Consider the following 16,598-nt stretch of genomic DNA (forward strand, 5'->3'; position numbering starts at 1 on the left):
TAGATTCTCACGCCATGAAATCCATGACCAGCAGCGAACTCCGGACGGCGTTCCTGGAGTTCTTCGCCGACGAGGGCCACGCGGTGGTGCCCAGCTCTCCGCTCGTACCTGCCAACGACCCCACGCTCCTGTTCACCAACGCCGGAATGGTCCAGTTCAAGGACGTCTTCCTGGGCCGGGAGCAGCGCGACTACGTGCGCGCCGTCAGCTCGCAGCGCTGCGTGCGCGCCGGCGGCAAGCACAACGACCTGGAGAACGTGGGCTACACGGCCCGGCATCTCACCTTCTTCGAGATGCTCGGCAACTTCAGCTTCGGCGACTACTTCAAGCGCGAGGCCATCGACTTCGCGTGGCGGCTGGTCACCGAGAAACTCGGCATACCGCCGGAGAAGCTCTGGGTCACCGTCTACAAGGACGACGACGAGGCTGCCGATATCTGGCTGAACGAGATCGGCATCGACCCCGAGCGTTTCTCGCGCCTGGGCGAGAAGGACAACTTCTGGGCCATGGGCGACACCGGCCCCTGCGGCCCCTGCAGCGAGATTTTCTACGATCACGGGCCCGAGGTGGCGGGCGGGCCGCCGGGTTCGCCGGATGAGGATGGCGATCGCTACGTCGAGGTCTGGAACCTGGTCTTCATGCAGTACGATCGGTCCGCCGACGGCACCATGACCGAGCTGCCGGCGCCCTCGGTCGATACCGGCATGGGCCTGGAGCGCATCTCGGCGGTGATGCAGGGTGTGCACAGCGTCTACGAGATCGATCTGTTCGCCAACCTGATCGAGGCGATAGCCAGGATCATGGGCGTGGCGAACGACGACTCCAGTTCACTGAACGTCATCGCGGACCACATCCGCTCCTGCGCGTTCCTGATCACCGACCGGGTGGACCCGAGCAACGAGGGCCGTGGCTACGTGCTCCGGCGCATCATCCGCCGGGCGCTGCGCCACGGCTACAAGCTGGGCGTGACCGAGCCGTTTTTCCACAAGCTCGTGCAGCCGCTGGCCGGCGAAATGGGTGAGGCCTACCCGGAGCTGGTGCGCCGGCAGGCCCACGTGGAGAAGGTGCTGAGGCGGGAAGAGGAGCGCTTCGCCGAGACCCTGGAGCAGGGTATGGCGATACTGGAGGAGAGCATCTCCGGCCTGAGCGGCGAGACCATCCCCGGCGACGTCGTCTTCCGGCTCTACGACACCTACGGCTTCCCGGTGGATCTCACCGCGGATATCGCCCGTGAACGCGGCCTGAGCATCGACCAGCCGGGATTCGAGGCGGCGATGGAAGGCCAGCGCGAGCGTGCCCGGGCGGCCAGCAAGTTCGGCGCTGCAGGGGGCGAAGGCGTTGCCGTCGATGCCGAGAGCCGCTTCTCCGGCTATGAGCGGGACAGCGGCAAGTCCGAGGTGATCGCCCTGGTGAAAGGCGGCGAGACCGTCACCGAACTCGCCGCCGGCGAGGAGGGCGGCGTCGTGCTGGCCGATACGCCGTTCTATGCGGAGAGTGGCGGCCAGGTGGGCGACACCGGCGTGCTGAGCGGCGGCGGTACCACATTCCGGGTGACCGATACGCGCAAGAGCGGCGGCGCCCATGTCCACTACGGCAAGCTGGAAGCCGGTACGCTGAAAGTCGGTGACAGCGTCGGCGCCGAGGTCGACGCCGAGCGGCGCAACCGCACGCGACTGAACCACTCCGCCACCCACCTGTTGCACGCCGCATTGCGCGAGGTGCTGGGCGATCACGTCACCCAGAAGGGCTCGCTGGTGGCTCCGGAGCGCCTGCGCTTCGACTTCTCCCACTACGACCCCGTCACGCCGGAGGAGCTGCAGCGTATCGAGGACCTCGTGAACCGGGAGATCCGCCGCAACGTCGCCGCGGAGACCCGGGAGATGGCCTACGACGATGCCATCGCCGCTGGCGCGGTGGCGCTGTTCGGGGAGAAGTACGAGGACGAGGTGCGCGTGCTGCGGCTCGGCGACTTCTCCATGGAACTCTGCGGCGGCACCCACGTGAGCCGCACCGGCGACATCGGCCTGTTCAAGATCACGGGCGAGGGCGGTGTCGCCGCCGGCGTGCGCCGCATCGAGGCGATCACCGGCGAGACGGCGCTGGCCTGGGTCAAGGCCGAGGAGGAGGCGCTGGCGCAGATCGCCGAACTCGTGCGCGGCAGCCGGGACGATGCGGCCAGTAAGGTCAGTCAGGTGGTACAGCGAAATCGGGCGCTTGAGAAAGAGGTGGCGGACCTCAAACGCAAGCTTGCGACCGGCGGCGGTTCCACGGACCTCACGGCCGGCGCGGAGACCGTGGGCGACCTGAAGGTGCTGGCGCTGCGCATCGACGGCGCCGATCCGGCCACGCTTCGCGATACCGTCGATCGGCTCAAGGACAAGCTAGGCCGCGGCGTCGTGGTAGTGGGCTCGGCCGACGGCGACAAGGTGCGCCTGGCAGCGGGCGTCACGAAGGATGCTACCGATCGCGTCAAGGCCGGCGATCTCGTGCGCACCGTCGCCGAGCAGGTGGGCGGCAAGGGTGGCGGGCGCCCGGACTTCGCTCAGGCCGGCGGCAACGATCCGGCAGCGCTCGACTCGGCCCTGGCCGGCGTTCGCGACTGGGTCGCGGAACGCGTATCCTGACGCAGTCTACTTCTGCAACCCACAGGCGTTTGGCCCCTGCCGGCTTATTGGTATACAATTTTAGGTGAGGGAGGATGCATGGTCCGTAGCCGGCCGCAGCATGGGGCATACCCGGCGGCTGGGTCGGTAAATCGAGTCTTATCATAAGTTTAGCCAAGAGACTCGAATCTGTCCGGCGGGCTTTGCCGTTTGTGGGAAAAAATTAATAGATACCGTGGGTGGTATACATCAGTCGGACAGCATTAAGGGCTGAGTTCGAGTGATCCAAGGTTGCAAGCCAGTCGATCGCCGCCTTGCCCGCACTGCCTGACAGGGGATGGATAGACAGGATGCTGATACTTACTCGCCGCGTCGGAGAGACCGTGATGATCGGGGACGACGTCACCGTCACGGTTCTCGGAGTCAAAGGCAACCAGGTCCGAATCGGCATTAATGCGCCGCGTGACGTGGCCGTGCATCGGGAAGAGATCTTCGAGCGTATCCAGCTCGAGCAGGGTAATGGTTCCGGCGCGGTAAACGGTGCGGCGTACACCAACGGCGGCGGCAGCGAGTAGCGGCTCGCACCCTTTACCCGACCCACCGGACTCAGTACACTTTCGGGCCCTCGCGAGGGACCGCTATAATGGCGGTTTCGCGCCGGCGGTGACCGGTGGCAGGGAACGGAGAGATGGCTGAGTGGTCGAAAGCGCTCCCCTGCTAAGGGAGTAAGGGTTAATAGCCCTTCGAGGGTTCGAATCCCTCTCTCTCCGCCAGATTTAAAAAACGCGCCCGTAGCTCAGCTGGATAGAGTACCTGGCTACGAACCAGGCGGTCGGGAGTTCGAATCTCTCCGGGCGCGCCAATTTTCCGCAATTAGATCAAGCGGTTAGTGCTCAGGCGCTAGCCGCTTTCTTTTTTTCGACACCCCAGGGCGATCCGGCGAGCGCTCAGTCTCGGGCTGGCCCCGGGGGCACGGCATTGACGTTCGACAACGGGCAGGAACGAGGTTGGGGGCACACCTGGCTGGCGGCGCCGGGTGCAACGTCGATCAGGTCGAGAGCATGCCCTCGAGCCGCTCGATCAGGTCGGGAAAGTGGGTTGAGCCCACGTAGATCTTGATGATCTGGCCGCTCGGGTCGATCAGGAATTTCGTCGGCGTGTTCTGGGTGTCGTCGAACATCCGGGCGAGACTGCCGTCGGCATCATGGACGATGTCGAAGGGCATGCCCTGGCTGCGTACCACCCGCGCGATCTCGGCCCGTCGGTCGTAGGGCATCGCAACCGCGAGCGTGACCAGGCCCTCGGACGCATACCGGCGATGCACGGCGATCAGCGACGGCATCTCGGTCATGCAGGGACCGCAGGTGGTCGACCAGAAGCTGACCAGGACCGGACGACCGGCCAGGGTCTCGAGGGTCTTCGCTTCGCCCGCGAGCGTCGTCATCGCGAAATCGGGCGCCGGCCGCGGGCGGCTCGCGAGAAACGGCAGGGCCGCCAGCATCGCGATCAAGGCGAAGGCGACGATGACGTAGACGAGCGCGCGGCGGCGGGGGTTCTTGCCGTTCGGCGCTGCTTTCGGGGGCACGGTCTGGTTCATGTCGTTGCTCATCGGCCGGTGCTCGATGGGTTAGTGAGTCCCAACGTCCAAAGGTTCCCGAAAAACGGATCGTAAGACAAGCGGATGTGGACTGTAGAGCGGCCGAGCCGGGGAGCGGAACCGCCACCACGCGGCATCGCAATTCGAGTTGGGTGTGCCTACCATTTAATCGTCCGCATTGAATTTGCTGGATTTTTCCGGCGGGGTATTTAGCGTTCGCTGATGACTGAATGGCTCTCCGTAGTCCTGAACTCCTTCGTTTCATTGTTTCGGTCCCGTCGTGACCTGGCATTAGAAAACCTGCTGTTGCGGCAGCAGCTGGCGCTCTTGAAAGAGAAGGGCGTTCAGCCTCGGCTATCCGCGGCCGATCGGTCGTTCTGGATGCTGGTCTCGAACTTGTGCGCGGGTGGTGAGGCGCGCTCTGTATCGTCAAACCTGAAACGGTGATTCCGTTGGCGCCGGCAAGGCTTACGGCGCTATTGGGCCCGGAAATGCAGGCGCAAGGGCAGCCCGGTGCTCGATCCCGCGAAGCCAGCGAATCAATCTCTCCGGGCGCGCCATATTCGCAATTGGAGCTGGCGGTTAGCACCTGGGCGCTAGCCGCCTTCCTGCATCCACGCTGCGAAGAACGCTTCCGGATCCACCACCGCCGCGCCCCGTTTTCGAGCTCGCTTGGCCAGCTTGATGTCGCGGGTCACGACCGTGACGAGCGGGCCCGTCCTGGCGCCATCATCCCGTGCGGCGAGTTCCCGCAGGATCGCCCGGTCGGCGCACTGATCCGCTTCACCCCCGGGATAGATCACCTCGATCTGCGTTGAACGCTGTTCCCGGTGTGGCGTCCTGCCGTCGAAGTAGATGCGGACAACCTGTACCGGGCCGGTAAATACGCCGACCATTGCGTCGACCAGTGCCTCACGGGCGGCCGTGCCGGGATGGCCGTCCGCCAGGTGCTCCGCGAAGCGAGCGCGCAGCGCGAAGAGCAGGTTGTGCCCGTCGACGAGGAAGAGGCGCGTTCTACTCGACAGACTCAGTCGTGCCCCCCGAGAGGATCTCGTCCAGCATCTCGACGAGCTCGTCACGGCTGTGGCTGTACGGTCCCCACTGGTTGAGCTGGACGAGCTCGGTGAGCTTCGTCCGGATCGTTGCCACGTGTTCCTCCTCGTTCGGCGTTACCACGTAGCGGCGCAGCGGCTTCTCGTTGAACAGCGCATGCATGAACGCCTCGGAGACCTCGTCGGGTTCCTTGTAGGAGAGTTCCCGTTCCACGGTCGCCTTCTGGAATTGCTGCATCTCTTCGGTGATCTCGCCGCCGGTGGCTTCGACCTGCGCGAAGGCGCGTGCGACGGCGCTGCGGCGGATACGGGACTTGAAGTTACCCGGTTCCACGACGCTGACATGGACCCCCAGCGGCTCCATTTCGGCGGCCAGCGCATCGGTGAATGCCTCGATCCAGTGCTTGCTGCCGCTGTAGGCGTTGCCGCCCGCCCAGGACATGGTGCCGGCAATGGAGCCGGTGGTGACGATGCGGCCGTTCTGCTCGGCGACCAGTGGCGCGAAGGCTTTGGTCGTCCGGTAGACGCCCTCGACGTTGACCTGGTAGACGAAGCTCTGCCCGGCGACCGGCGTCTCCAGCACCTTGCCGCCACCGCCCACGCCCGCGTTATTCACCAGACCGTAGAGACCCGTGCCTCTCCTGGTGATCAGGTCGACGACCGCGTCGACCTGGTCCTGCTTCGTGACGTCGAGACGGACCGCGGTGATGTTGTCGATGGCATCGAGCGCCTCGAGGTCTTCTTCCGAACGCGCTCCGGCGTAGACGTGATAGCCGCTCTCCGCGAGAGTCTCGGCCAGGTTGCGGCCGATGCCGGTGCTGGCGCCCGTCACCAGCACCCATTGTTCGGTCTCTGCGACGACCGTCTGTGGCGCCGCGAAGCCGAGGAGAAGGATTGCTGCAGCCGCAACAGACGGGAGGAACCGATTCATCGCTGTTTCCTTGTTCTTGTCGGGACGGCAGAGAAGATACCACGGTTCGGGCGACCCGGACCGGGCCGATCGGCGGCCGGGATTCACTCCGCGACGAATGCCCGATGCGCGAGGAACTGCATCCAGCGGATGTACTCCTTCGTCGACCAGCCGCATTCGAGCGTGAGATGCTCCCAGTTCGGCACGAGGAGCATCGTCCACAGCGCCTCGGTGGCCTTCGCCCGCGTCCAGCCCTGCGCCAGCGTGCCGTCGGCATGCAGCGCATCGATCGCGGCGCGGCAGCCGTCCTTCATCGCGATCATGCGATCGCGCCACGCGGCGGCCGCCGCCTCGTCGGAGTGCTGCGCCACCATGAGTGCCTTGCCGACGCCATAGATCTCGGGGATGAAGTTGCCCCAGAACTCGATGTAGAGGCGCAGGCGCTCCACGCCCTTCTCCGCTGCCCGCGAGGGGGCCAGCCTGACGTTTACGTCGAGCAGTTCGTCACGGTAGAGCGTTGCGGCGATCAGCAGCTCCGTGCGGGACGCGAAATGCAGGTAGACCGCCTGGCGAGAGATTCCCGCCGCCTTTGCGATGTCCCCCATCCGCACCCCGTGGCCGCCCTTCTGTTCGAGCATCGCGATGGTGGCTTCGAGGATTCGGGTGCGCGTTTCGGAATTTTCGCTTGACATGGTGTAAAGCATCCCTTATGGTTGACGCCATGTCAATTGACACAGTGTCAAGTGAGCAGGAGAAACCGTCATGAATTCAAGAAGAAAAGCCATATTCGACGGGGTGACGGGCGCGCGGCTGGCCCTCGCTTTCAGCGGACTGGTGGCCGTCGCGATCGCCGCGACGATCCTCGCCGTGGACGGTATGCCTCACAGCGGCATCGTGAGCGCCGCCGGTATCGAGATCGTCATCGGTGTGATCTGCCTGCTGACCCTGCTGCACTTCCGTCGCGCCAACTGAGCCAGAACAACCGAAGCTGAAGCACCGAAGGAGAAAACCATGAAAGACAACAATCAGATCGAGACTGCAGCCGGGCTGACCCTGCTGACCGGCGGCAACGGCAAGGTGGGCCGCCGGGTGGCTCGCGCCCTGGAGGCCCGGAGCATGGAGATCCGGATCGGGTCCCGCACCGGGACGCCCGCCTTCGACTGGGAGGACGCCGATACTTGGGACGCGGCACTCGCCGGTGTGACGGCGGCGTACATCGCCTACGTTCCCGACCTCGCGGTGCCCGGTGCGGCAGACACCATCCGTGCCTTCGTGGCCCGGGCCGTCGGTGCGGGCGTCCGGCGTCTGGTGCTGCTGTCCGGCCGGGGCGAGGAAGAGGCCCAGGCCTGCGAGCGGATCGTGCAGGCCTCGCGCGTGGACTGGACGATCGTTCGCGCCGGCTGGTTCATGCAGAACTTCTCGGAGGGCGAGTTCCTGCCGATGGTCATGGACGGCGCCATCACGCTGCCGGCGAGGGACATTGCGGAGCCCTTCATCGACGTGAACGACATCGCGGACGTGGTTGCGGCGGCCCTGAGTGAGCCCGGTCATGCCGGCGAGGTCTACGAGGTCACCGGTCCGCGGGCGCTGACCTTCGCGGAACTGGCCGCGGAGATCTCGGCGGCGGCCGGTCGCCAGGTCTCGTTCGTGCGTATCCCGCAGGAGGCGTTCACCGCCGCGCTGGCGGATGCCGGCGTTCCGGCCGACGTGGCCTGGTTGCTCGATTACCTCTTCGGCACCGTGCTCGATGGCCGTAACACGAACGTCTGCGACGGCGTGCAGCGAGCACTCGGCCGCGAACCCGCGGATTTCACCGACTTTGTGCACCGGGTTGCGGCCCGCGGCACCTGGAATACGGGCACCGCGGAGGCGGTGGCATGAGCGGGGTGACGGAAGTGGCGGTAATTGCCCCTGTGGCCGCCGTGGCGGCGCTGCTCGGCTCGGCAATCGTCGCCGGGGTCTTCTTCGCCTTCTCCAGCTTCGTCATGGGCGCGCTGGCGCGCCTGCCGGCGGCGGAGGGGATCGCGGCGATGCAGTCGATCAACGTCGTGGTCCTGAACCGGTCGTTCCTCGGCACGTTCGTCGGCACTGCAGTCGTGTCGCTGGTGGTCGCCGGCCTGGCCGTCGCCGGCTGGGGGAGCCCGCAGGCACCCTGGTTCCTGGCGGGTGCGCTCGCTTACCTGGTTGGCACGTTTCTGGTGACGGGTCTCGGTAACGTCCCGCTCAACGACCGGCTCGCGGCGGTCTGCGCGGCGGATCCGGAGGCCGTTCCGCTCTGGGAGCACTACCTCGAAGGCTGGACGCGCCTGAACACGTTGCGCACCGTCGCGGCCGCCGCGGCCGTTCTATTGTTCACCGCGGGCCTGCGGCACTAGGTCGAGCCCGGGGCTCGCTCGTTTTTTGCCGACCGATTAAACGGTTACGCATGATCTGTGGGCAATCGTTTTCCCGGGGCACAGTGTCCCAAAAATTGAATCGCATGACGGTCCTTTATCCGGTTTAATTAATGACCGTGACGCTTCGTGTGTTACTGAAAGGGGAAAACTGCAATGCGTAAACAACCGATACTACTACTCGCTGCCATGGCGATAACGATATCGCCTGCGGTGGCGTCCGAGATGTCACCCGTGGTGGCATCCGAGAAGGCTCTCGGCCCGAGTGAAGCCAAGCCGAACAGCTTCTGGTGGCCGGAGCAGCTGGATCTGACGCCGCTGCGCCAGCACGACGAAGAGTCCAACCCTTACGGTGAGGACTTCGACTATGCCGAGGCGTTCGCCGCCCTCGATCTGAAACAGGTCAAATCGGATATCGAGACCGTGCTGACCGATTCCCAGGACTGGTGGCCCGCCGACTGGGGTCATTACGGTCCGCTGATGATCCGCATGGCCTGGCACAGCGCGGGCACCTACCGCGTGCACGACGGCCGTGGCGGTGCCGGCGGCGGTCAGCAGCGGTTCGATCCGCTGAACAGCTGGCCGGACAACGCCAACCTGGACAAGGCTCGTCGGCTGCTGTGGCCGATCAAGCAGAAGTACGGCCGCAGCCTCTCCTGGGCCGACCTGATGATCCTGGCGGGCAACGTCTCGCTGGAGTCCATGGGCTTCAAGACCTTCGGTTTCGCGGGCGGTCGCGAGGACGACTGGGAGCCGGAGATCGTCAACTGGGGTCCCGAGACCGAGATGCTCGGACGCGACCGGTTCGACGAGAAGGGCGAACTGCGAGGTTCGCTCGCCGCTATGCAGATGGGCCTCATCTACGTAAACCCCGAGGGTCCCGGCGGAAATCCCGATCCGATCGCCTCGGCGAAGCAGATTCGTGCGAGCTTCGGCCGCATGGCAATGGACGACGCGGAGACCGTTGCCCTGATCGCCGGTGGTCACACCTTCGGCAAGGTGCACGGCGCAGCGAAGCCCGGCGATTGCGTCGGACCGGAACCGGCTGCCGCGGACCTCGAGGAGCAGGGCCTGGGCTGGCAGAACAAGTGCGGCAAGGGCAACGCCGAGGACACCATCACGAGCGGCCTCGAAGGCGCCTGGACGCAGACACCGACTCAGTGGTCGATGCTGTATCTCGCCAACCTGTTCAACTTCGAGTGGGAGCAGACCCGCAGCCCGGCCGGCGCCATTCAGTGGGTGCCGAAGGACGGCGCTGCCGCAGACAGCGTTCCCGACGCTCACGTCGAGGGCAAGCGTAATCCGCCCATCATGCTGACCACGGACCTCGCCCTGAAGGAAGATCCGGCCTACCGCAAGATCTCGAAGCGGTTCCTGGAGAACCCCGACGAGTTCGAGGACGCGTTCGCACGGGCCTGGTTCAAGCTGACGCACCGTGACATGGGCCCCCGCGCCCGCTACGTCGGTGCCGAGGTGCCCGAGGAAGCGCTGCTCTGGCAGGATCCCATCCCCGCCGTCGACCACGAACTGATCGATGCCGGCGACGTCGCCGAGCTGAAGGCGGAGATCCTGGATTCCGGTCTGACGACCGCCGAGCTCGTGCGCACGGCCTGGGCGTCTGCGTCCACCTTCCGCGGCACCGACATGCGCGGTGGCGCCAACGGGGCGCGCATCCGCCTCGCGCCGCAGCGCGACTGGCCCGTGAACAACCCGAGGGAACTCGACCGGGTGCTGAAGAAGCTCACGAGCATCCAGAAGGACTTCAACAAGTCGCTGTCGGGTGACAAGCAGGTTTCGCTGGCGGACGTGATCGTGCTCGGCGGTGCCGCCGCCGTCGAGCAGGCCGCGAAGAAGGCCGGCTACGATGTGCAGGTGCCCTTCGTGCCGGGTCGCATGGATGCGAGCCAGGAGCAGACCGACGTCGAGTCCTTCGCTTATCTGAAGCCGACTGCCGATGCCTTCCGCAACTACTATGGCGAGAACAACTACAGCTCGCCGGCGGAGATGATGGTGGAGAAGGCCGACCTGCTGACGCTGACGGTGCCGGAGATGACGGTGCTCATCGGCGGCATGCGGGCCCTGGACGCCAACACCGGCGGCGCCGACCACGGCGTGTTCACCGATCGTCCCGGCACGCTGAGCAACGACTTCTTCGTCAACCTGCTCGACATGTCGACGAAGTGGCAGAAGGCCTCGACCGAGGGCATCTACGAGGGTCGCGACCGGGAGACCGGTGAAGTGCAGTGGACCGCCACCCCGGTGGATCTGATCTTCGGTTCCAACTCGGAGCTGCGGGCCGTTGCCGAGGCGTACGCGGCGGACGATGCGCGCGAGAAGTTCGTGCGTGACTTCGTCAATGCGTGGGCCAAGGTGATGACCCTGGACCGCTTCGACATCGAGGAAGTCCCGTCTGCCGGCATGGTGGCCAGCCGCTGAAACGCAGCTGATGCCACTATGGTCACAGCGCCGCTCTAGCGGCCCGTGACCGGCCGAAAACGGAACGGCGGCGTAGGGATGCGCCGCCGTTTCTTTGTATCCAGGCGGCTCAGGCGTCCGGGACCAGCCCACCCCGGTAAGCGCCCTCCCGCTTGTACCGCGCCACCAGCCGGTCGGCCAGCCGGGTGGGCTCCGGGAGCCGGTAACCACGGCCGCAGGCCAGCACCCAATCGATGCTGGATTCGTGATCGACGAGGTGTCCCGGGCTGACGTAGAGCGGCTTCACGCCGTCACGGGTACGCAGTACGGAGCCGATGCGCTCGTCCTCGTCCATCAATGGGGCAACCGACCCGCGCCGCTGCCCGGGTTCCCGGTGGGTGCCGCACAGCCGCGATTTGGCACAGCCGACGGTGGGAAGGCCGACGATGAGCCCCAAATGCGTAGCGAGGCCCATCCGCCGCGGGTGCGCGATGCCCTGGCCGTCACAGAGGATGCCGCCCACCGGCGTCTGCAGTCGGCGCAGCACCTGAAGCAATACCGGTACCTCCCGGAAGGAGAGCAGGCCCGGTACGTAGGGGAAGCGCAGCGGCGCCCGCGCGGCGCGGGTCTCGACCACCGTCTTTCCGGCCGTGTCCCAGACCACGCCGACGGCGACGACCGAGTCGCCCAGGAACGCGCAGTCCAGCCCGGCGATGCGACGGGGCAGCGGCGCAGGCCGCAGTCGGACGCGGTCCCGCAGGCGGCGCTGTACGGTGACCGCCTGCTTCGGCGTGAGCTTCCACGGATGGGGAGACCGCGGGATCTTCATCCTGGGCCCCGGCTACGGCCGGCAAGCAATCCCATCTCGATGGCCTTCAGGACCGCGCGGGTACGATCGCGGACGCCGAGCTTGCCGAGGATGCTCGATACCTGATTCTTGATGGTGCCTTCGGACCGGCTGAGCGCCGTGGCGATCTCGCGGTTGCTGTAGCCGCCGGCCATCAGACGGATGACTTCCGTCTCCCGCGGCGTCAGGCGCTCCGGCGGCGCCGCGGCAACGGAACCGGCGCTGCCGGTGAGTCCGCGCAGCAGCGACTCGGTGACGCCCGGCTGGATCATGGTCCTGCCGGCGGCGACGGACTCGATGGCCTCGATCAGACTCTCCAGCGAGACGTCCTTCAGCAGGTAACCCTTGGCCCCGGCCTGGATGCCGGCCAGCACCTGGTTGTGGTCGTCGAAGGTCGTAAGGATGATGACGGGGATATCGAGCCCGGCATCGGCAAGCGCTCGTGTTGCCTCCGCCCCGTCCATGCGCGGCATGCGCATGTCCATGAGGATGACGTCCGGTCGGTGGGTGCTTGCGAGTTCGACCGCCTGGTCGCCGTCGCCGCCTTCGGCTACCACGGCGACCCGGTCGGACAGTTCGAGCAGGCCGCGGATGCCCTGGCGCACCAGGGTCTGATCGTCGATGAGCAGGAGGCGGGTGGCCACGGTGCTCAGCCGGGCAGCGGCACGGTGGCGCGCAGCCGCAGCGCCCGTCCGGCGCGGTCCAGCTGCAAAGTGCCGCGCAGCGCCTGCAGCCGCTCGCGCATGCCGGTCAGTCCGTTGCCCTCGGTGACCTCACCCTGCACGCGGCCGTCGTCGCTCACCTCGAGGTGGATGGCACGATCCGCCTGCCAGATACGGATGCGGCACTCGCTGGCGTCGGCGTGACGCAGCGTATTGGTCACCGCCTCCTGTACGCAGCGCAGCAGGGTTTGCGCGATGCCGACGTCGTCGATCGCCAGGGCGTCCTCGATGTCGAGGCGCATGTCGAGGCGCGGTGTGCTGCCCACGATCAGCCGGATCGCGGCTTCGAGGTCGAGGCCCTGGTCGTCCCGCAGTGCGCTGACGGCTTCGCGGACGTCGCTCAGCAGCAGCCGTGCCAGCGCCCGGCACTCGCCGATCTTCTCGCGGGTCTCCCCCACCGAGGTGCGCTCGGCGATCTGCAGGTTGATCGACAGTGCGGTGAGGTGATGCCCCAGCAGGTCGTGCAGTTCGCGGGCGATACGCGTGCGTTCTCCCTGGCGGGAAGCCTCCGCGAGCAGGCGTTGCGTGGCCATCAGTTCCCGGTTCAGCGACTCCACCTCGAGACGGGCGGCATCGGCCTCCACCGCGCTGCGCGCGCTCAGGAGCGCGAAGAGGTGGAAGGTGCCGAACAAGGTCGTCTGGATGGCCGCATTCACGTAGCCGCCCGCCGGGACGTACACCGCGAACCACGCGAGCAAGAGACCGGCCAGCAGCCACCAGAGCGTGCGCGGGGAATAGAACTCCGCGGCCATTGCGATCCAGATGATCGTGTAGATCGGTACGAAGCTGATACTCGTGAGCGCGCCGATGGCGAGTGCGCTGACGGGCTGCGACCACAGGGCGGCGAGCCGGAGCAACCGCGCTGCGGAATCGTGTCCCGCAAGCAGGATGCCGCCGAGAATGAGGAGCGCCAGGATGGCAGCGCCCCAGAACAGGGGCGACGGCTCGCCGGCCCTGCCCGCAATGACGAACAGCGCGAATCCCGTGACCGCCCCCCAGGTGATCCAGGCGGCTATGGCCGGCAGCGCATCTCCCCGGTCGTGGCTCATGCACCGATTGTGGCGTGAGCGGGCGTGATCCGCCATAGGCCGAAAGTCACGGCGTGTACTCCTGACCAATGGCACTTAGCGCGCGAGGCTGCGGTGGCTACCGTTGCAGACCAGCAAGGAGGAGAGTCCCATGACCACATTACACGGCCTGTTCGTCGACGCCCACGTCGCGGTCGCCAGCATCGCGCTGCTCCTGTTCTGGGTGCCCGCATTCGCCCGCAAGGGAAGTCCGCTCCACGTCGGTGCCGGACGTGTCTACGCCGTCTGCATGTATGCAGTGACGGGCAGCGCGTTCATCGTATCGTTGATGGTGATCGCCGACCCGCTGGGCATCCGCTATCCCGACGGTCTTCCTGCCGGCGCGGATGCCGCGCGCGTTGCCGCCGGCAACCGGGCCGGCAGCCTGTTCCTGCTGATGCTCTCGGTGCTCGTCTTCGCCAGCGTCCGGCACGGGATGGCCGCCCTGCGCGAGCGGACCCGGCCGGGCACGCTCTCGCGGCCGCAGCACCGCGGGATACTGGTCGCGCTCGCCGTGCTGGGCCTGATCTCCATTGGGCTGGGCCTACGGTTCGGGCATCTGTTGCTCATCATCTTCGGTGGTGTCGGCATGCTTGCCGCCATCGGCATGTTCCGGGAGACCCGGAAGCCCGGGATGAGCCACCGCGAACTGGTGGTCGTGCACCTGAACGGGATGATCGGCAGCGGCATCGGTGCCTATACGGCTTTCTTCGCTTTCGGCGGCAGGAGTTTTCTCGGCGAACTGCTGCCGGGGCAATGGCACGTAATCCCGTGGATACTGCCGACAGTGATCGGCGTCATCGCCGGCAGCCGCATCAGCCGGCGCTGGCTCGGCCGGCGGGGCGCGATGCGCTAGGCTGCCTGCTCCCGTTCATCGAGCAATTCGTCACGCCACTCGTGGACATTCATCTCGATGACGGCGAATCCGGCTATCCAGACGAACGTATCCCAGGTGTAGATCCAGTGGCCGAGATAGGCCCACCAGCCCGCAAGCACGAACAGGATGGCATAGCCGAGCAGTTTCAGGGTCTTCGCACTCGTCATGAGTACCCCGCCGGTGACCCCGCGGCCCTGTTGGCGGACGACGATCTCGATGGCGAATATGATGACCAGCCAGGTGATGGCCTCGATCACGTCCCCCCAGGCGAGGCGGCGCTCGAGCTCCAGGCCGGCCTCCGAACTCACCAGCGGGTTGTCGCCGAGATAGTAGAACGCCGAGGCGTCGGACAGCGTCGCACAGTTCTCGTCGGTCACGGCGGTGTACTCGAGGTTGTAGACGAAGGTCAGGTTGTTACCGGCGAGGTCGCAGAGGGAGGTGGCGTTCACCACCGGTCTGGTCGCGGAGTAGTCGACGGCCGTAACGCCGTAGGCGAAGACGGTGTGCGCGATCATCGCGTAACAGAGTATCCGGACGCCGTGCACGGTCTTCCCGATCCACGCTCGCCATTGCCGGTCCTCGAGTGTGTAGGTTTCGATCTCGAACATGGCCAGCAGGACCAGCCAGGCGGCGGTATCCAGGGTGGTTGCGAACTCGCCGGTCCAGTCCAGCAGCGTCGACGCTCCGGTCAGGGTATGCAGGGCCCGGTCCACGTCCTCGTAAATGTAGACGCCGAAATTGGCGAGGAGCAGCGAGTAGACGATCCACTTGACGGTCTGCTGGATCTTGTGGAGGTCGGCCGTCGCGAGGGCGTCCCTCACAGCCGGTCCTTCACCTGATGGTAGAGCACCCCCAGCGCGACCAGTGGCTTGCGCAGGAGATAGGCGCCGGGCACGATCCGCGGCTTCACCGCAGCGAACAGATCAAAGCGCTCCATGACGCCGCCGACGGCGTCCGCCATGATCTGACCGGCCAGGTGGGTCACGTTCACGCCGTGACCCGAATAACCCTGACAGTAGTAGACATTGGGCGAGACCCGGCCCAGCTGGGGCACGCGATTCAGCGGCACCCCGATGGTTCCGCCCCAGGCATAGTCGATGCGCACCTCGGCGAGTTCCGGGTAGATCCGTGCCATCTTCGCCCGATGGCTGCGCCGGATGCGCTCCGGATCTTCGCCGGAGTAGCCGCTGCGCCCGCCGAACAACAGGCGCTTGTCCGCGCTCAGGCGGTAGTACTCGACCAGATAGCTGGGGTCGCACACGGCGAGATCGTGCGGGTTGATCTTTGCGACCATCGGGGCAGCCAGCGGTTCGGTGGCGATGATGTAGCTTCTGACCGGGAACAGGGCGCCCCGCAGTTCCGGTTCCGCGTCGTGGTAGGCATTGCCGGCGATCAAGACGGCATCGGCCGTGACCGAGCCCTCGGCGGTGACCACCCTCGGCCTGCCGCCCTTGTCGATCCGCAGCGCGGGTGAGTTCTCGTAGATCGTCGCGCCGCGGGAAACGGCGGCACGGGCCTCGCCGATGCAGAGATTCAGCGGATGCAGATGCCCGTTTGCCATGTTCAGCAGGCCGCCGATATAGGCTTCCGTACCGATCGTCTGCGCGGTCTCGTCGCGCGAGAGAAGCCTGAATTCGTGCGGGAAGCGAGCCTTCTCCAGTCGCTCGTAGTCGGCTTCGAGATCGCGCAGGTGCCGTTCCCGGATCGCGACGTCGATATAGCCCGATTTCAGGTCGCAGCGGATGTCGTAGCGCTCGACCCGGTCGCGGATGATTTCATGCCCGGCCCAGCGCAGCTCCCCGAACAGCTCCTCGGTATCCCGGCCCCAGTGTCGGGCGATGACATCCTCGCCGGAGATGCCGCCGATCATCTGACCGCCGTTGCGCCCGGAGGCGCCCCAGCCGACCCGGTTGGCCTCGACCACGTGCACGTCGTAGCCGCGTTCCGCCAGGTGCAGCGCCGTCGAGATGCCGGTGAACCCGGCGCCGACGACACACACGTCCGCGCGCTGCGCACCTCGCAGCGGTGCGAAGTCGGTGGCGTCGTTGACGGTCGCCGCGTAGTAGGAGGCGGTGTGGTCCTGCAGCCCGGTCATGGCATTCTCCATGTGCTGAC

16 protein-coding genes and 2 tRNA genes are annotated in these 16,598 nt (G+C 66.2%); 9 read left to right on the plus strand and 9 right to left on the minus strand.

Annotation, left to right across the window (positions count from 1 at the left end):
- Nucleotides 1-14 precede the first annotated feature (14 nt).
- From alaS to ACJMKX_RS16320, 4 genes are all read left to right on the plus strand, one after another.
- A complete protein-coding gene (gene alaS / locus ACJMKX_RS16305) occupies nucleotides 15-2,624 on the plus strand; it encodes an alanine--tRNA ligase (RefSeq protein WP_405227788.1) in 2,610 nt (869 codons plus the stop codon).
- Nucleotides 2,625-2,953: 329 nt separating this feature from the next.
- Nucleotides 2,954-3,178 carry a carbon storage regulator CsrA gene (gene csrA / locus ACJMKX_RS16310; RefSeq protein ID WP_405227790.1) on the plus strand — a complete coding sequence of 75 codons (225 nt, stop codon included), beginning with the start codon at nucleotides 2,954-2,956 and terminating at the stop codon, nucleotides 3,176-3,178.
- A 107-nt stretch (nucleotides 3,179-3,285) separates the two neighbouring features.
- Nucleotides 3,286-3,376 (plus strand) — tRNA-Ser (locus ACJMKX_RS16315).
- A gap of 12 nt (nucleotides 3,377-3,388) precedes the next feature.
- Nucleotides 3,389-3,465: transfer RNA gene (locus ACJMKX_RS16320), tRNA-Arg, on the plus strand.
- Between the two features lie 186 nt (nucleotides 3,466-3,651).
- On the opposite strand, the gene ACJMKX_RS16325 is transcribed toward ACJMKX_RS16320, so the two are convergent.
- The 4 genes from ACJMKX_RS16325 to ACJMKX_RS16340 all read right to left on the minus strand — a co-directional run bounded on the left by ACJMKX_RS16325 (nucleotide 3,652) and on the right by ACJMKX_RS16340 (nucleotide 6,854).
- Complete coding sequence (locus ACJMKX_RS16325; RefSeq protein ID WP_405227791.1) at nucleotides 3,652-4,200, minus strand: peroxiredoxin family protein; 549 nt, start codon at nucleotides 4,198-4,200, stop codon at nucleotides 3,652-3,654.
- A 596-nt stretch (nucleotides 4,201-4,796) separates the two neighbouring features.
- A complete protein-coding gene (locus ACJMKX_RS16330) occupies nucleotides 4,797-5,279 on the minus strand; it encodes an NYN domain-containing protein (RefSeq protein ID WP_405227793.1) in 483 nt (160 codons plus the stop codon).
- Nucleotides 5,215-6,183 carry an SDR family NAD(P)-dependent oxidoreductase gene (locus ACJMKX_RS16335; protein WP_405227795.1) on the minus strand — a complete coding sequence of 323 codons (969 nt, stop codon included), beginning with the start codon at nucleotides 6,181-6,183 and terminating at the stop codon, nucleotides 5,215-5,217. The genes ACJMKX_RS16330 and ACJMKX_RS16335 overlap by 65 nt, the downstream gene beginning before the upstream one ends.
- Before the next feature lie 83 nt (nucleotides 6,184-6,266).
- Nucleotides 6,267-6,854 carry a TetR/AcrR family transcriptional regulator gene (locus ACJMKX_RS16340; RefSeq protein WP_405227797.1) on the minus strand — a complete coding sequence of 196 codons (588 nt, stop codon included), beginning with the start codon at nucleotides 6,852-6,854 and terminating at the stop codon, nucleotides 6,267-6,269.
- Between the two features lie 70 nt (nucleotides 6,855-6,924).
- Here ACJMKX_RS16340 and ACJMKX_RS16345 point away from each other — a divergent pair, with 70 nt between their 5' ends.
- The 4 genes from ACJMKX_RS16345 (at nucleotide 6,925) to katG (ending at nucleotide 10,991) form a co-directional block, all read left to right on the plus strand.
- The gene (locus tag ACJMKX_RS16345; RefSeq protein ID WP_405227799.1) at nucleotides 6,925-7,134 is read left to right on the plus strand and encodes a hypothetical protein; all 210 of its coding nucleotides are present in this window, start codon (nucleotides 6,925-6,927) and stop codon (nucleotides 7,132-7,134) included.
- Nucleotides 7,135-7,173: 39 nt separating this feature from the next.
- Nucleotides 7,174-8,043: an NmrA family NAD(P)-binding protein gene (locus ACJMKX_RS16350; protein ID WP_405227800.1), complete on the plus strand. Its 870-nt coding sequence runs from the start codon at nucleotides 7,174-7,176 to the stop codon at nucleotides 8,041-8,043.
- Nucleotides 8,040-8,537, plus strand: a complete 498-nt coding sequence (locus ACJMKX_RS16355) for an anthrone oxygenase family protein (RefSeq protein ID WP_405227801.1) — start codon at nucleotides 8,040-8,042, stop codon at nucleotides 8,535-8,537. The genes ACJMKX_RS16350 and ACJMKX_RS16355 overlap by 4 nt, the downstream gene beginning before the upstream one ends.
- Nucleotides 8,538-8,711: 174 nt before the next feature.
- The gene (gene katG / locus ACJMKX_RS16360) at nucleotides 8,712-10,991 is read left to right on the plus strand and encodes a catalase/peroxidase HPI (protein WP_405227803.1); all 2,280 of its coding nucleotides are present in this window, start codon (nucleotides 8,712-8,714) and stop codon (nucleotides 10,989-10,991) included.
- Nucleotides 10,992-11,100: 109 nt separating this feature from the next.
- Here katG and nfi read toward each other — a convergent pair whose 3' ends face one another.
- From nfi to ACJMKX_RS16375, 3 genes are read right to left on the minus strand one after another with little or no spacing between them, the layout of a single operon-like run.
- Nucleotides 11,101-11,799, minus strand: a complete 699-nt coding sequence (gene nfi, locus ACJMKX_RS16365) for a deoxyribonuclease V (RefSeq protein ID WP_405227805.1) — start codon at nucleotides 11,797-11,799, stop codon at nucleotides 11,101-11,103.
- On the minus strand, nucleotides 11,796-12,461 hold the full coding sequence (locus ACJMKX_RS16370) for a response regulator (RefSeq protein ID WP_405227806.1): 666 nt from the start codon (nucleotides 12,459-12,461) through the stop codon (nucleotides 11,796-11,798). The genes nfi and ACJMKX_RS16370 overlap by 4 nt, the downstream gene beginning before the upstream one ends.
- Nucleotides 12,462-12,466: 5 nt before the next feature.
- Nucleotides 12,467-13,588, minus strand: coding sequence for a sensor histidine kinase (locus ACJMKX_RS16375; RefSeq protein WP_405227808.1), 1,122 nt, complete (start codon nucleotides 13,586-13,588; stop codon nucleotides 12,467-12,469).
- Between the two features lie 130 nt (nucleotides 13,589-13,718).
- Here ACJMKX_RS16375 and ACJMKX_RS16380 point away from each other — a divergent pair, with 130 nt between their 5' ends.
- Entirely contained in the window at nucleotides 13,719-14,462 is a 744-nt protein-coding gene (locus ACJMKX_RS16380) for a DUF2306 domain-containing protein (RefSeq protein ID WP_405227810.1), read from the plus strand.
- Here the strand turns inward: ACJMKX_RS16380 and ACJMKX_RS16385 are convergent.
- Nucleotides 14,459-15,304, minus strand: a complete 846-nt coding sequence (locus ACJMKX_RS16385) for a hypothetical protein (protein WP_405227812.1) — start codon at nucleotides 15,302-15,304, stop codon at nucleotides 14,459-14,461. The genes ACJMKX_RS16380 and ACJMKX_RS16385 overlap by 4 nt on opposite strands.
- The gene (locus ACJMKX_RS16390; protein ID WP_405227814.1) at nucleotides 15,301-16,578 is read right to left on the minus strand and encodes an NAD(P)/FAD-dependent oxidoreductase; all 1,278 of its coding nucleotides are present in this window, start codon (nucleotides 16,576-16,578) and stop codon (nucleotides 15,301-15,303) included. The genes ACJMKX_RS16385 and ACJMKX_RS16390 overlap by 4 nt, the downstream gene beginning before the upstream one ends.
- Nucleotides 16,579-16,598: the final 20 nt, after the last annotated feature.

Origin of the sequence: Lentisalinibacter sediminis (genome assembly GCF_040706615.1) — a bacterium.
Classification (GTDB): domain Bacteria; phylum Pseudomonadota; class Gammaproteobacteria; order Steroidobacterales; family Woeseiaceae; genus Lentisalinibacter; species Lentisalinibacter sediminis.

Excerpts from the sequence above, each read along its gene's own strand:
- csrA (WP_405227790.1), top strand. The coding sequence starts at position 2,954 with ATGCTGATACTTACTCGCCGCGTCGGAGAGACCGTGATGATCGGGGAC.
- ACJMKX_RS16325 (WP_405227791.1), bottom strand. The coding sequence starts at position 4,200 with ATGAACCAGACCGTGCCCCCGAAAGCAGCGCCGAACGGCAAGAACCCC.
- ACJMKX_RS16350 (WP_405227800.1), top strand. The coding sequence starts at position 7,174 with ATGAAAGACAACAATCAGATCGAGACTGCAGCCGGGCTGACCCTGCTG.
- ACJMKX_RS16345 (WP_405227799.1), top strand. The coding sequence starts at position 6,925 with ATGAATTCAAGAAGAAAAGCCATATTCGACGGGGTGACGGGCGCGCGG.
- ACJMKX_RS16380 (WP_405227810.1), top strand. The coding sequence starts at position 13,719 with ATGACCACATTACACGGCCTGTTCGTCGACGCCCACGTCGCGGTCGCC.
- ACJMKX_RS16390 (WP_405227814.1), bottom strand. The coding sequence starts at position 16,578 with ATGACCGGGCTGCAGGACCACACCGCCTCCTACTACGCGGCGACCGTC.
- ACJMKX_RS16340 (WP_405227797.1), bottom strand. The coding sequence starts at position 6,854 with ATGTCAAGCGAAAATTCCGAAACGCGCACCCGAATCCTCGAAGCCACC.
- katG (WP_405227803.1), top strand. The coding sequence starts at position 8,712 with ATGCGTAAACAACCGATACTACTACTCGCTGCCATGGCGATAACGATA.
- ACJMKX_RS16355 (WP_405227801.1), top strand. The coding sequence starts at position 8,040 with ATGAGCGGGGTGACGGAAGTGGCGGTAATTGCCCCTGTGGCCGCCGTG.
- ACJMKX_RS16375 (WP_405227808.1), bottom strand. The coding sequence starts at position 13,588 with ATGAGCCACGACCGGGGAGATGCGCTGCCGGCCATAGCCGCCTGGATC.
- nfi (WP_405227805.1), bottom strand. The coding sequence starts at position 11,799 with ATGAAGATCCCGCGGTCTCCCCATCCGTGGAAGCTCACGCCGAAGCAG.
- alaS (WP_405227788.1), top strand. The coding sequence starts at position 15 with ATGAAATCCATGACCAGCAGCGAACTCCGGACGGCGTTCCTGGAGTTC.
- ACJMKX_RS16335 (WP_405227795.1), bottom strand. The coding sequence starts at position 6,183 with ATGAATCGGTTCCTCCCGTCTGTTGCGGCTGCAGCAATCCTTCTCCTC.